The sequence below is a fragment of the Microbacterium aoyamense genome, assembly GCF_023155855.1.
GTDB classification, from domain to species: Bacteria; Actinomycetota; Actinomycetes; order Actinomycetales; family Microbacteriaceae; genus Microbacterium; species Microbacterium aoyamense.
In genome coordinates, this window is record NZ_JAKNUT010000005.1 from 1 (window position 1) to 14,123 (window position 14,123).

Genomic DNA, 14,123 nt, shown 5'->3' on the forward strand with positions numbered 1-14,123 from the left:
AGCTGCTCCGCGAGCTGCTGCTCATCGATGATCTCTCCCGTCACGGGATCGATCATCTCGATGACATCGGTCATCGCCCTTCCTTTCAGTCAGGCCAGACCAGATCCACCGTTAATCAGACAGTCCCTTCGTTGGGTTCGATACCTATGTCGACCTGCTGACCAGCACGTCCTTCTGGCGGACTTTCGGAATTACCATGGTCTTCGCTGTGGGGACCGTGCTCGGCGGTCTCGTCATCGGGCTGTCCGTGGCACTTCTGCTAAATCGCACCTTCCGGGGGCGCGGAGTCGTCCGGATGCTGCTCATCGTCCCTTGGGCCCTGCCCATCGTGCCTGCGGTACTCGTATGGCGCTGGGCGCTGGATGCGCAGTTCGGGATCGTCAACCAGATCCTGCGCATCACCGGGATCACCCAGGAGAACATCGCCTGGCTAAACGATCCCGCCTGGGCTCTGCCCACCGTGATCATCATCCAGGTGTGGCGGACATTCCCATTCGCGGCCATCTTCCTACTCGCAGGGCTGCAAAACATCCCTCGCGAGCGGTACGAGGCCGCTGCGCTCGACGGCGCCGGATGGTGGCAACAGCTCCGCTACATCACCCTCCCCGGACTTCGCGCGGTCACGGCGGTCCTCGCCCTCCTGATGACGGTATGGGCGATCGGTGCCGACATCACGGTGATCTTCCTCGCCACCCGCGGCGGCCCGGCGGGGGCGACCACCGTTCTCTCGTTAGACGCCTACATCCAGGCATTCGAACGCTACGACTTCGGCAGAGCGGCAGCATTGGGCACCGTGGTGCTACTCCTCTCCACCGTCCCGGCGTGGCTCTACCTACGATCACGGAGAATCAAGGATGTCTGAGTTGCTTGCCCCACCCCGACGCGTGAACCGCACCAGACAGCTGAGGTCGCTGCGTAACGGAGTCGGCACCTGGATTCTTGTTGCACTATTTCTGATCTTCGCACTAGGCCCCCTCTACTGGATGTTGGTCCAGGCGCTTCAGCCGCCGGGCTTTCGCTATACCTACCCACCCGAATTGTTCCCTTCGCAGCCAACCCTGCAGTCATTCGTGACCGTGTGGGAGACGCGTCCGATCCTGCTCTGGCTGCGCAACACACTTGTCATGGCCCTATGCAGCGCGGCGCTCACTATCGTTTTCGCGGCCTGGGGCGCGTACGCGATGTCTCGCTGGACCCGCCGTGGTGTGGGAATAGCGGCCTACTTCACGCTCGCAACGCAGATGATGCCAGCGATTGTGTTGATGATTCCGATCTTCACTGCGTTCGTGAACGTCGGATTGGTCGGAGACCTCAGAGGGCTCGTGATCGCGAACTTCATCTTTTCGTTGCCGGTGGCGACGTGGATGCTGAAGTCGATCTTCGACACCGTCCCCGAGTCGCTTGACGAAGCGGCGCGTGTCGACGGTTGCACTCGGTTGGGGGTCCTCTTCCGCATCGTGCTCCCGGTGGCGGCCCCCGGCGTCATCGCGACAACCGTCTTCGCTTTCATCTCCGCATGGAATGAGTACCTGTTTGCCCGACTGATAATCAACGCGTCCGGAGACTGGGTTGCCAGCATGGGGATCGCCAGCTTCTTCGGGGAATTCTCGACCCCATGGCCGGAAGTGATGGCGGCTTCCATCATCCTGGCGCTTCCACCAGTGGTACTGTTTCTCGCGTTCCAGCGCTACTTCGTGGCGGGGTTGGGAGGCGCGACCAAGTGACGATCGCTATGGGTGATGGCCTCGCGATTCACTTGCGCGACAGTATCGTTGCCGGGCGGTACCCCGCGGGCGCAAAGCTCCCGTCAGAGCGCAGTCTCGCCGAGGATTTCGGCGTATCTCGCCCAGTAGTGCGCGAAGTGCTCCGCGGACTCTCGGACCAGGGTCTGGTGGACATACAGCCAGCGCGCGGAACGTTCGTTCGAGGGCCCGAAACGGCAGACGGCGCGAGAAGTCTTGATGTTCTCTACAGACGAAAGGACGCCACTGTTCGCGAGCTCATGGAAGTGCGACTAATGCTCGAAACTCAGTCGGCTCGGCTTGCGGCGTTGCATGCGACTTCTTCCGAACTGCGGGCAATGAGGTGGTGCCTTGACGAGTTCGCGCACGCCGGAAACGTACTAGAAGAGGCGCAACTCGACCTAGCGTTCCACGCGCTCATCATCAAAGCCAGCCATAACACGGTTTTCGACATCATCTACGGATCGATCAGTCCGCTGGTCTTCGAGCTGATGCTGCGCAGCCTGTCGGATGAGCACGTGAAGTCGGCTGGCGCGCCGCTCCACGAGCGCCTTTGGAGCGCTCTCCGCGATCACGACTCCGATACTGCGGCCGCGATCATGACCGATCACCTCACGATGGCCGAGTTTCTATATGGCAGCGATTACGACCGGAGCCTCCACGCGCTCGCCAGCCGCGAACTGGAGCGGTATCTCGGCCCGGCCACGACGATCGATTCCATCCTGGCAGAAGTGGGTCGGCGCCATGCAGAGTTCATGAAGTTCTCGGTGCGGCAGTCGGAACGTGGCAGCGAGGCTTCATCAACCCTTCCCAGCTGACCTCCGACATCGGCGGCGCGTCTCCTAGCAGCAGCTTGGGACGGGCCGCAGCTCCAATGGCTGCTGAACGCCCGCGACAGACCTAACATCTGAGTTTCGGAGCTTCTTAGCGCAACTTCTCGCGCCCCAACTTGCGTGACCACCCATGGCTTCATTCTTGGCCTATGGATCCATTTCGACACAGAGCAGCACGAACGACATGTAGCGCCCTCAGAATACCGCCACAGCGGTAACTGGACAGGTCAAGGTCGCCCGCATTTCCAAGGGATGCGCCCTCTCGGACAGTTCGCTGCGACACGGCGCGATCACAGGACGCCGCCAATGGACGACGAACTCCGCATCTCGCAGCTGCTTACGCCGGGCTCCTGTGTCGCACAGGGGGTCGGGCCCGCGGCCGGTCGACACGGCAGGAGCTGCGCCTGGCCATCGTGGTCTGGATCGAGCGGAAGTATCACCGACAGCGAGCTCAGGACGCTCTCGGCGGCTTGACGCCGATCGAGTTCGAGGCCAAGCTAACCGAGCCGCTCACACTCGCGGCCTAAACCGAAACTGTCACCGATTCGTTCCTCACGCCCATTGTTTTCGGTTGCCAGGATCGCGCCATCGCCGCCGAGGGTGATCGCAACGAGCCGCGGGCCCAGCGCGAGCACGGCGTCGATTACTGCGGTTGGCACGAGGGAGAGGCCTCCAGTCCGTGCCCGACACGACGCTTGAGACCACGCCCTCAGTCGCTCTCAGCAGCTGGGCATGGTCGCTGAACCGGCCAACGTTGCCGCGAATCCCGCGTGATTCCGCCCATGGCGGCCGTCCGCAAGGTCAAGTCCCGTGGTGTGGTGTCACTCCGGTTGTTCCCTGTGGTGGGTGATGGTCAGGCGGTGAGGTAGAGCTCGGGGCAGGCGGGTTCGGTGTGCTCGTTGAGGGTGTGGACGAGTTTGCGCATCGAGACGTCGGAGAAGTAGCGGCGTTCGCCGTAGCTCCATTCCTCGTGCTGCTCCTGCAGGACGGTGCCGATGAGGCGGGTCACGGAGTCGCGGTCGGGGAAGATCTGCACGACGTCGGCGCGGCGTTTGATCTCGCGGTTGAGGCGTTCGATCGGGTTGTTCGACCAGACCTTCTGCCAATGCTCGCGGGGCAGTGGTGCGAACGCGGTGAGGTCGGGCTCTGCGGCCTCGAGCATGGCCGCGATCTCGGGGAAGGAGGCGCGCAGACTGTCGGTGACGGCCTGGTACTGGGCGATCACGGCCTCCGAGGTGGTCTGCGCGAAGATCGTCGAGATCAGCGCATTGACGGGCTTGGAACGCGCGGATCCGATCTTCTGGGTGACATTGCGGGCGAAATGAACCCGGCATCTCTGCCAGCCGGATCCGGGCAGGATCGCCTTGACCGCCGCTTTCAGGCCGGCGTGCGCGTCGGAGGTGACCAGCGCGACGCCGAGCGGATCGGCGTCGGTGGCGACCTTCAGCCCGCGGTCTCGGAGGCCGCGGAGGAACTCGGTCCAGAAGTCCGTAGTCTCCGCGTCGCCGAGCGCCATCCCGAGGATCTCCCGGCGGCCGTCGCCGCTGACGCCGGTGGCGACGACGAGGGCTTGGGAGACGACACGGCCCCGGTGGCGCACGTCGAGGTAAGTGGCGTCCAGGAACAGGTAGGGGAACCAGGTGTGATCGATCCGGCGGTGCAGGAACTCCTGCACCGCCTCGTCGATCTCCCCGCAGATCCGCGACACCGTCGACCTCGAGATGCCGGTGTCGTTGCCCAGCGCCCGGACCAGCTGATCGACTTTGCGAGTGGACACCCCGTCGATCCACGCCTGGCAGATCACCGCGTAGAGTGCCTTGTCGACCCGGCGGCGGGGGCTGAGCAGCGACGGGAAGAACGACCCCTCGCGCAGCTTCGGGATCTGAAGGTCGACCTCGCCGGCCGGGGTCGCGAGGGTTTTCGGGCGGGTGCCGTTACGACGCGTGGTCCGCTCTGGGGTGCGCTCGTGCGGCGCCGCGCCGATCTTCACCGTCGCTTCCGCGTTGATCAGGTCCTGCAGGCCGGCCTGCAGCATCCGTCGGAACACGTCCGAGTGGGCGAGGTCGGGATCGGCGAGGACTTCGCCGATCAGGGTCGTCAGGGCAGACTGGTGGTGGGTCATCGTGGGATCTCTGCTTTGCTTCTTGCCGGAAACAACTGGTCATCCCACGGTGGCCCTTCATCGTCTACGACGACGAGACCCCCGCGGGAAGTGACACCACGCTATGGGACTCACCCGTCAGGCCGCCCATTGCGAGTTTTCAGTTGTTGCAGCACCGGCCGAAGCTGCCCAGCGCAGGCTAGATCGATGCGCGAGCGTCGCAAACCCAGCGAAGTCAGGTCGAAGTAGCAGGACGTCGATTCCTGATGCTGCCAACAGGATTCGTTACTCGCGCAAAATCGAGCACGGGAAACATCGCAAGCCATCCGCGCCGACAGACACCAAGTCCGTAAATCACTTCGCTGTCAGCGGCATCTAGGCGCACAACCACGGCGGGAATCGTCCGGGTCGTCGTGATCTGGCCCACCTCAATCGCCGCGATCTGCGCCCATGGGATCAGTGCCACTCGTTTGATGCGAGCGAGACCCTTCCAGACGCCAATCCCGATGGCGTCGACGCTAATGGCGACATAGCCACTCGCATTGCCGACAGCGAAGCCCCTCTCGCGCAACACGTCGCCCGCGCCTACCGCGGTCAGGCCGCCAAGAGCGAACGCCGAAGGGTTTGCGATCCGGACCGCACGAACTCGGATGGCCTGCGGAACCAACACGAGACCGATCACGACAATGCTGATGCTGACGCCAATCGCACCGCCGAGCATGAAGCCCCAAGCCGCGCCGTCACGACCCTCGGCGACCTTGAACGCTGACGCCGCAACAGCTCCCAGCGCCACCATCACGACGACCGGTAGCCACCACACCCACCGCGACGCTGTTGACGCGCCGGCTTGGTCGGCGGCCGATCCCGAAGTCATCCTCTAATCATCCCGCAGGATCAGGTTCCGACTGCCCGACACCCCACGAGGCTGCCACCGTCTTCCCGCCCCGAAAGCCGGTCGGTGAGTGCGCCGAGTCGTGTCACATAGAAGGGTCGTTTGTCGGCGGCGCTCGCCCTTCCTTCAATCTGGTGTTGAGGCGGCACGGTGTCGGCGACTCTTTCGGGAGTCTGGGTCCGAGACTTCGGTGTCTAGTGTTCGGATTCGGGTTCGGGTTCGGCGGGATGGGAATCGCAGGTCGCCCCACTGGAGCGCCTTGTACGCGACGTAGCCCAACCAACCGATGAGGAAGGCGCTGCTTAACCACAGGCCGGCACCCGTGAGCGCCGGGACATGGACGATGTTATTCGTCTCGTCGCTGATGATCCCAGACGGTTGGTAGCTTGCAGGAGTTGTCCCGTCTGGTCCGCTTCCACCGTCGAGGTAGACGTCTTCCTTCACTAGGGAGCCGTCCTGGCTCACCCACGTCCCGACCTCACGGCACCCGCCGCGAGGACGCGGCTCGCAGTCTTCGTGCGTGAAGGTTCCCCAGATGCGAGGCTGCCCCAGGTCTGCCGCGAATGCATAGATGAGGAGACCGAATGCTCCAGCTATCAGCGCCGCGACGACGTAGAACACTAACTGACCGAGACGGCGCCACCACCCCCCGAGTCGTGCACTCCGAGCTACATGCCGGTCGTAGGCCACATGCGGCGATGGGGCGACATCGTCAGGCATCACGCGATTCTAGGGCGTTTCCCCGGCCCACCCGCGTCGCGGGCGCCGACAGACCGTCCGGAAGCCGGTCGTCCTACTGCACTGCTCTGCGGCTCGCTTGGGATTACGTCCCCTGATCGCTGAGCGAGTGAAGTTCAACCCTTCCGTCGACGGCCTCGCCCTATGCTTCGATAACCGACGCTTGGGGGAAACGATGGGCTTCTGGTCAACGCTGTTCGGTAAGGCCAACGACGCGCCGGCTTCCTCGACGCCGCCGGTCCGGCGCCTTGGGCCGCGATGGGGTGAGATCGAGGTACAAGGAGAGAGCTTCCGTCGAGATGCCGTGCGGCGCCTCTTTGATGAGCTCGGACTAAGTGAGGGTGGGGTGACTCAACAGACAGCGCACCTTGTGCCTGAGCCCTCGAATCAATACGACAGCAATGCCGTACGAGTGCTTATCGGCCGATGGCACATCGGCTATGTGCCGAAAGAGATCAGTGCCGAGGTGGCCTCCGCGTTGGGTGCAGGTGAGGGTGTCGCGCCGGTGCGAGTATGGGCAGACCCGAAGGACGGAGCATGGCGAGCACGGGCCACGTTGTTCCCGGCTGTGGTGGAGCCGGATCGCGACTTTGCAGAGGAGCGGCGCGCCCTTGTGCACGTACCGGACGAACCAGAGACCATCCCGCCCGAGATGCTCACCATTACAGAGCCGACGGATCTACGGTCACTGGATTCGACTCGCATGCGAATCAAAGGTATCGGGAACTACGTCGGTTGGAACGAGAGACGAGCGGTCGGCGGCAAAGAGTACGTTCTCGTACGCGAGCCCGACAATCCGCATGACTCTTGCGCTGTGCTCGTGCTGAGCAACGAGCGAAAGGTGGGATACGTGTCTGCCTCGAGAGCAAAGATCCTTGCGCCACTATTCGACACCCTGGGGTCCGGCGGGTACGTGGTCGGCGGAACCGGACCGACAGACGAGAGCGTTCAACTTTGGGTCGACATTCCCAAGGCCGACGTGCTACGAGCGTTCGTGAAGTCCCACGGGTTCTGACCAACCGTCGTCAGGCGTGCGATAGCCGGTCGGCCGGCGCGACGCCGACCGCTCGGTATCACCGTCCGCAACATTCGGCGCGGCCGAGAAGTGGCAGATGTCCGCAAGACCTGCCCGCGATTGCCTTCGCGGTCAGGTGCGCCATACGGGACACGGACGCCGCTCGAAACTGAAGCGCGACAAAGCTTCAAGGCATCCTCGCCGACGAAGCACCGCACGTCCCAAGCCGGACAACTAGGCGAAGAGAGCCTTGTCGAGCACAACAGCGATGAACAACCGCAATGCACGCAGGCACTCTTCAGTGACACGCTCGGATGCCTTGAAATCACTGGGCTCCAATGACAACCTGGTTACATGGCCCGCGGACGCCGTACTTCAAAGCGTCAAGCCGCTGTTGCACGCCAGCTCGAGGCTGAAGAGAACGCGGCGGTGGAGCTCGCCGCCGAGGAGAAACGCGCTGCGACGGAAGCAAGACTCCTGAAACGATGGGGTAATGCACGGGGCGCGCTTGACCGACTCGGAGCCATAGCTCACGAGCTCGAGCGAATTCATCGCGAGGAGTCGGTACTACTGCGCGAACGGGACGACCTGGTCGCTCATCTTCGAGCGACTGGCCAGAGCTGGAACGCGCTGAGCTCGCGAACAAAGCTAAGTCGCCAGGCGCTCATGAAGCGAGCAACGCGAATCTAGTCGGCGATCTCTTTCGTGCGCTCGAACAGAGTGCATCCGACCAGGAGGTGCCAATTCGCTAAGGGGCGTTGAGGCGCTTGCGAGCCAGTCCGTGCGAGGCGATGGAGTAGACGAATGGCCCGCGAGCGAGGGCGACCTGATGGATCTTTTCGCTGTGCTCCAGACAGAGGTTCCCCATCTGGGCCGCAGTCATATCACCTCGCGCAAACACGATCACACGCGCATCGTGGTGGTAGATCGCGTGGGCCTCGAGCGGACGCGTAGCGATCTTGTGGTCTTTCGCGAGGAGCACAAATCCCAGCAATGTCCCTTCCCCGATCCACTCTTCGTCCCGCATCGCTTGGGCACGTTGATCTCCGAACTGTTCGGCGAGTGTGCTTGCATCCCAGCCAGCGCTGCGCAACCGAGACACGAGCGATCGCTGGCCCAGCGATCGATCGAGCAGGAAGCGCGTCATCGGATGTCAGGCGGCCCGAAGTACCAGCGATCGAAGCTCACTTCTCTGCAGACCAAAGTCCTCCGCGACCTCATCCATCGCTTCACCAGCTCGAACTCGACTCACGACGTCCTCGACCCGCACCCCAAGCTTCGCGACAGTGGGTTGGCCCGAGTTGCGGTTCGGATCGACGATCACCTCGACCGACTCGTACGCCGGCAGCCGAAGCAATTGAGCGAAGCCATCTCGGTAGCTGATGCTCTTCAGGAACTCAGCGACGACCTCGTTGAATACCCCTTGATGGTTGCGCACCACCACGAGTTCGTCTTCGCCGTTCCGGTAAAGAATCTCCGCACCATCGGTCATCAAGCGCTCGCTCAAGAGGGCGTTCTCCAGCCCAATCTCTTCACGAAGGACTTCGACTGCGGGACGGATTCGCGCCATAGGCAGTCCGACACGGCGGAAACTCTCGATGATGAATCCCTCCGCCAGCGCGTTGAACGGCACCGTGTATCCCCGGCCGTCCTTCACCCCCGTGAGCAGGGGCGGGCTCCATCCCCACTCACCAGCCGTGCGCTGCTTGAATCGGTGGCCGTGAGCCCACCTCGCAAACGACGTAGGCGGCGCCTGGATGATCTGGGCCGCCTCTCCCTGTCCGTAGATCGGCGTGGTGTACGCCGGATCGGTCGCGAGCGTTTGCATGCAAACAGCCTACGGCGTCCCGAACGAGCGCGATAGGGGGGCCTCTTACTCGAGCGACGGCGAGTTCGCTAGCGAGGGGCCGGCGCTCCGTTCCTCAGATCTCTTGTCGCGACTCGGCTCTCCGCCGCGCAACGCGAAACCGCGACGATGGTTGCGTCACCAACGGAGTGCGCCAGCGATCGCGACAGGCCATCGCCTCGACGGCCCATCCTCAGCCTGCGCTTGGAGATGTCAATGTCGTTCATGCTCGCTTCGCTGCGCGTGCTCCACATTGACATCCCCGGCGCTCCGACCGTGGCTAGCCGCCTATCGAGCCGACGTCCCACCCATGACCCATTAACCAATCGCTCACACCGAGCTTTCGCCCAGCCCTGTCGCTCGCTCGCTCGCTGACTGTCGCTGGGAGATTAAGGCGCTGGGAGATAGAGGCGCCGGGAGAGAAAGGCGCTGGTCGGTCAGGACGTCAGGGGGTGGTGAGCCGGGGGGTGTTTCAGCGGCCGCCGCCGCGCTCTTCATCTGTCGCGCGTGACAACACCGTGACAACACTTGCTGAGGATCTATTCGCTGATCGATGATCCAGATGGTCGGTGTTTCCGCGGAATCTCGCGGTTTTCGCAGGTGATCGCCGGCATTCGCCGACCCGGATGAGGTTTCCGGTACCAAAGGCCGAAGGTTCGATTCCTTTCGGGGGCACAGTTGCGAAGAGGGTCGTCCCGCACGGGGCGGCCCTCTTCGCATATCGGCGAGAATCGGATGATGATCCTGCACCTTGCGTCCACACGCGACTGGGAAGCGGCTGTCGCCGTCGGCGAATATCGGACTTCGACGAGAGGCGCGACGCTCGACGAGGTCGGATTCGTCCATGCCTCGCATCCAGAACAGTTGGCCCGCGTCGCGGAGTTCGCCTACGCGGACGCCGACGAGCCTCTCTGCGTACTCGTCATCGATGAGAGTCGGGTGAGGACAGCGGGTGTGCCCGTCGTCGAAGAGGACGGCGGGGATGGCGAGCTCTTCCCTCACATCTACGGGACGATCCGAACAGAGTTCGTGGTCGACGTGATCGACGCGGGGTTCGATGATCACGGAAATTTCCGGATGTCCCGCTCACCCGACGAAGAGGCGCGCTGACGCCTGGCCGCCGGGGCGAGAATACCGCCGACCAGGGCGGTCCCGCGGTGGAGATCGACGCAGACGCACCCCTGCAGAATCGACTGATGGCCCTCACCGGGCGTCAGCCGTGACCCTCGATCGGCCAAGGCTGAAGGCACGCGCTCCAGGTGAAAGCCCGCCATTCGAACGCAGAGCAGACGCCGCGCCACCGAACTCAGGTGGACTCCGGCCCGTACCCGCGACCCCATCGCAGCATCCATGACTCCGCGTCTGCCAGCTGCCGGAACCCGAACTTCTCATACAGCGTGTGGGCGTCTTCGGTGAAGAGGGCGGTCCGCTTGAGGCCGAGCGGTTCGAGGTCGTCGATGATGCCCTCCATGATCCGCTTTCCCACGCCGCGTCCGCGCGCCGTCGCATCCACGAAGACGTCCGCGACCCACGCGAACGTCGCGCCATCGGTGATGGCACGCGCGTACCCGAGCTGCTGGCCCGTCGCCGCGTCGAGCACCCCGTAGTTCCGAGAGCCGGCCATCGCCGCCTCGTGCGTCTCCCGGCTGCGACCGCTCGCCCAGTAGGACTCCTCGGAGAGCCAGCGGTGCACGCGATCCACGTCCATGTCCGACGTGTCGGACGAGAATCTCAGTTCATTCGACATGCACCGATGAAACCATCGGCAGCGGCCCAGCGAAATCGCCGATCGAACACAAGTGGACTGTCGCCGCCATTCCCCCCGTCACGACCGCCGACGCCCGATCCGCTCTCGAACGGGCGACCGATTGATCGAGCATGAAAGACACTCCGAAGAGGACGACCACGCCACTAGGATCCGGGCATGCCGTTGCTCCGAGATGTCGCTCTGCCCGCGCTCGGCGCGATCGCCGTTCTCGCCGTCGCTGGGAGGGTGATCCGGTTCCTCGGCGGCGACGACCCGCGCGAGGACAGCGCCGTACGTGGGCTGCAGGCGAGATTCGGTCACCGACAAGGGGACGCCGACGCGACCGGGCCGCGAGAGCCGGTCGACCGGATCACCGCTCCCCTCTCGTGGTACTCCGGCGTGCCGCAGACCGTCGCGAACGGGGCGATCTGGTGCGCTATCACGTGGCTGCTGACCCGCGACCGGAGGTCGGCTGTCGCCCCCGCGATGGCGCTCGCACTCGAGACCGTCTGCTTCACAGCATCCGGAACCCTCGTCGGACGCCCCCGCCCGGTGCGCGAGTGGCGACCGGAGGAGCCGCACGCGACGTCATCGTTCCCCTCGGGGCACACGGCGGCGGCGTTCGCGCTCCACGGCACGCTCGCGGATCTGCTCGACCGACACGGTGGTCGTGAAGCTCGATTCCTCGGCCCGGTTCTGCGGTACGGGATTCCGGGAGCGATCGCGTTCTCGCGCGTCTACCGCGGTCAGCACCACATCTCGGACGTCGCCGCCGGCGCCGTGCTGGGTCGATGGACCGCCGGTGTCGTGCGGCGGGAGCTGATCGAGCCAGCACGCGAGTGAGAGTCGCGGCGATCGGCGACCCTTCTCGAACGTCCTAGCCGAAGAGACCCGCCGAGCCCATGACGCGTTCCGGCGTGATCCGGAGGACGACGCGCTGAGGGTTCGCGCGCGGCTGCCGGTAGCGCTGGGCATAGAGCGCAACCGCGTGCGCGACGGCTGCGGGATCACGTTCGACGACGGCCGTCCCCGCGATGCTCAGCCACTGGGGGCCGGACACCTGCGCCACGGTCGCACGAGCGTCGCGTTCGATGTTGCGAACCTTCTGGCTGCCGTCGCTCGTGATGATCCGCACGCCGCCGTCGTCGAGCGTGTAGCCGATGGCGACGACGTGGATGGCGCCGCTGCGGCCGACCGTCGACAGCGTGGCCAGGTGGTGTTCCGAAACGAAGCGGCGCCCGCCGTCGGTGAGCGCGTCGAGCGATGCCATGCATCCATCATCGCGTCTCGCTGCCCGGGCGTCGTGGCGGCGGGGCTTCCCAAACGCGTCGCGGAGGAGCATCCTTTCTCATCATCCGCCCTCGAAGGAGAGAGCCCCCCTATGTCGATCGATCCCAGGCACCGCGCCGCCCTCGCGGCCGCCGTCGCTCTAGCGCTGGTGTTCACCGGCGCCGGCGCCGCCCACGCGAAGCAATCGCCGCCCAAGCCTGCCAAGACGGTGGCTGTCAACCTCATCGCCTTCAACGACTTCCACGGCGCCATCGATCCTCCGACCGGCAGCGGTGGACTGGTCAACGGCACCCCCGCCGGCGGTGTCGAGTATCTCGCGACCGCCGTGAAGAAGCTGCGCGCCGAGCAGAAGACGGAGTCGCCGCACTCGTTCACGGTCGCTGCAGGTGACCTCGTCGGCGCCACACCGCTCGTGAGTGCGGCGTTCCACGACGAACCCACCGTGGACGAGATGAACGCCTTGGGTCTCGACGTCACGAGCGTGGGAAATCACGAGTTCGACGAGGGAGTCTCCGAGCTGCTCCGACTTCAGAAGGGCGGCTGCCACCCCGTGGACGGATGCCAGGACGGTGACGGGTTCACCGGCGCGAAGTACCCGATCCTCGCGGCGAACGTCGTCTCGAAGAAGACGGGGCTGCCGATCCTCCTCCCCTTCACGATCAAAGTCGTCGACGGCGTGAAGATCGCGTTCGTCGGAATGACCCTCGAGGGCACGCCAGGGATCGTCAACCCCGCCGGCATCACGAACGTCAAATTCCTCGACGAGGCCCAGACCGCGAACTTCTACGCGAAGGCGCTCAAGCTGCTGGGCATCAAGTCGATCGTGCTGCTGCTGCACGAAGGCGGTCAGCAGGTCTCGACCGCCACCGACCCGAACGGATGCACCGGCTTCTCGGGCGCTGTCACGGGGATCGTCTCGCAGCTCGACCCGGCCTACGGCGCGGTCGTGAGCGGCCACACGCACCGCTCGTACACATGCTCGCTGCCCAACTCGGCCGGCGTCGGCACGCTCGTCACGAGTGCGGGCACGAACGGTACGGTGCTCACCGACATCAGCCTCACGATCGACAAGTCGTCCAAGAAGATCGTGGCGGCCGCGGCATCCAACATCATCGTCGAGAACGGAGTTCGCAACCCCGACGGCACGTGGCAGACCAGTGCGCCAGGTGTCTTCGTCCGCAACCCCGCGACGGTCGACCCGGCCGCCAAGGCGATCGCGGACAAGTACCGCACGGCTGTCGCACCGATCGCCAATCGCGTCATCGGATCGATCTCGTCGGACATCACGCGCGCGGCGACCCCGGCAGGTGAGAGCGCGCTCGGTGACGTCATCGCCGACGGCATGATCGCGTACACGGCCGCGGGCGGAGCGCAGATCGCCCTCATGAACCCAGGGGGCATCCGCTCCGACCTGGCGTTCGCGAACTCACCGGGTGGCGAAGCGCCGGGCCAAGTCACCTACGGCGAGGTGTTCACAGTGCAGCCGTTCAACAACCTGGTCGTGACGGTCTCGCTCACGGGCGCGCAGCTCAAGGAGGTGTTGGAGCAGCAATTCACCGGATACCTGGGGCAGACGACCAATAGGATCCTGCAGGTGTCTGCCGGCTTCTCCTACTCCTACTCCGCGACGCTCCCGCTCGGCAGTCGCGTCAGTGCGCTCGCGCTGAACGGCGTGCCGATCGATCCGGCGGCGACGTACCGCGTGACGACGAACGATTTCCTCGCGAACGGCGGGGACGGGTTCACGAACCTCACCGCCGCGACCGACCGCGTCACGGCGCCGGGCTTCGACGTCGACTCGCTCGCGGCATACCTCGCCACGGGTCCCGTGGCGCCCGGGCCGCAGAACCGGATCACGATCGCCCCCTGATCACGGCGAGCGCTGTCCGTCCGGCCCGATGCCTTCCGTCGGACGGGAC

The 14,123-nt window shown here is 64.7% G+C and carries 13 protein-coding genes; 7 read left to right on the forward strand and 6 right to left on the reverse strand.

Translation table 11 applies throughout. From position 1 onward, the window contains the following. The first annotated feature begins 208 nt into the window (after positions 1 to 208). From MA876_RS13405 to MA876_RS13415, 3 genes are read left to right on the forward strand one after another with little or no spacing between them, the layout of a single operon-like run. Positions 209 to 862, forward strand: a complete 654-nt coding sequence (locus MA876_RS13405; RefSeq protein ID WP_248150198.1) for a carbohydrate ABC transporter permease — start codon at positions 209 to 211, stop codon at positions 860 to 862. Further along, positions 855 to 1,724, forward strand: coding sequence for a carbohydrate ABC transporter permease (locus MA876_RS13410; protein ID WP_248150201.1), 870 nt, complete (start codon positions 855 to 857; stop codon positions 1,722 to 1,724). Before MA876_RS13405 ends, MA876_RS13410 begins: the two co-directional genes overlap by 8 nt. Further along, a complete protein-coding gene (locus tag MA876_RS13415) occupies positions 1,721 to 2,560 on the forward strand; it encodes a FadR/GntR family transcriptional regulator (RefSeq protein WP_248150206.1) in 840 nt (279 codons plus the stop codon). Before MA876_RS13410 ends, MA876_RS13415 begins: the two co-directional genes overlap by 4 nt. Before the next feature lie 868 nt (positions 2,561 to 3,428). Here MA876_RS13415 and MA876_RS13425 read toward each other — a convergent pair. After that, entirely contained in the window at positions 3,429 to 4,697 is a 1,269-nt protein-coding gene (locus MA876_RS13425; RefSeq protein ID WP_248150209.1) for an IS256 family transposase, read from the reverse strand. Positions 4,698 to 4,911: 214 nt separating this feature from the next. After that, positions 4,912 to 5,550 carry a hypothetical protein gene (locus MA876_RS13430; RefSeq protein WP_248150211.1) on the reverse strand — a complete coding sequence of 213 codons (639 nt, stop codon included), beginning with the start codon at positions 5,548 to 5,550 and terminating at the stop codon, positions 4,912 to 4,914. Positions 5,551 to 6,415: 865 nt separating this feature from the next. Here MA876_RS13430 and MA876_RS13435 point away from each other — a divergent pair. Next, entirely contained in the window at positions 6,416 to 7,321 is a 906-nt protein-coding gene (locus MA876_RS13435) for an HIRAN domain-containing protein (RefSeq protein WP_248150214.1), read from the forward strand. 748 nt (positions 7,322 to 8,069) lie between these two features. Here the strand turns inward: MA876_RS13435 and MA876_RS13440 are convergent. Together MA876_RS13440 and MA876_RS13445 are read right to left on the reverse strand one after the other, a co-directional pair. Next, complete coding sequence (locus MA876_RS13440) at positions 8,070 to 8,468, reverse strand: PIN-like domain-containing protein (RefSeq protein ID WP_248150217.1); 399 nt, start codon at positions 8,466 to 8,468, stop codon at positions 8,070 to 8,072. A gap of 6 nt (positions 8,469 to 8,474) precedes the next feature. Next, on the reverse strand, positions 8,475 to 9,149 hold the full coding sequence (locus MA876_RS13445) for a DUF433 domain-containing protein (protein ID WP_248150220.1): 675 nt from the start codon (positions 9,147 to 9,149) through the stop codon (positions 8,475 to 8,477). 756 nt (positions 9,150 to 9,905) lie between these two features. On the opposite strand from MA876_RS13445, the gene MA876_RS13450 reads away from it, so the two are divergent. After that, complete coding sequence (locus MA876_RS13450; protein WP_248150223.1) at positions 9,906 to 10,277, forward strand: DUF952 domain-containing protein; 372 nt, start codon at positions 9,906 to 9,908, stop codon at positions 10,275 to 10,277. Positions 10,278 to 10,473: 196 nt separating this feature from the next. Here the strand turns inward: MA876_RS13450 and MA876_RS13455 are convergent, their stop codons facing one another. Continuing rightward, positions 10,474 to 10,914: a GNAT family N-acetyltransferase gene (locus MA876_RS13455; RefSeq protein WP_248150237.1), complete on the reverse strand. Its 441-nt coding sequence runs from the start codon at positions 10,912 to 10,914 to the stop codon at positions 10,474 to 10,476. Between the two features lie 177 nt (positions 10,915 to 11,091). On the opposite strand from MA876_RS13455, the gene MA876_RS13460 reads away from it, so the two are divergent. Beyond that, a complete protein-coding gene (locus MA876_RS13460) occupies positions 11,092 to 11,757 on the forward strand; it encodes a phosphatase PAP2 family protein (RefSeq protein ID WP_248150250.1) in 666 nt (221 codons plus the stop codon). Positions 11,758 to 11,791: 34 nt separating this feature from the next. Here the strand turns inward: MA876_RS13460 and MA876_RS13465 are convergent, their stop codons facing one another. After that, positions 11,792 to 12,184, reverse strand: a complete 393-nt coding sequence (locus MA876_RS13465) for a PPOX class F420-dependent oxidoreductase (RefSeq protein ID WP_248150253.1) — start codon at positions 12,182 to 12,184, stop codon at positions 11,792 to 11,794. A 111-nt stretch (positions 12,185 to 12,295) separates the two neighbouring features. Here MA876_RS13465 and MA876_RS13470 point away from each other — a divergent pair, with 111 nt between their 5' ends. Beyond that, the gene (locus tag MA876_RS13470) at positions 12,296 to 14,074 is read left to right on the forward strand and encodes a bifunctional metallophosphatase/5'-nucleotidase (RefSeq protein ID WP_248150256.1); all 1,779 of its coding nucleotides are present in this window, start codon (positions 12,296 to 12,298) and stop codon (positions 14,072 to 14,074) included. The last annotated feature ends 49 nt before the right edge of the window (positions 14,075 to 14,123 follow it).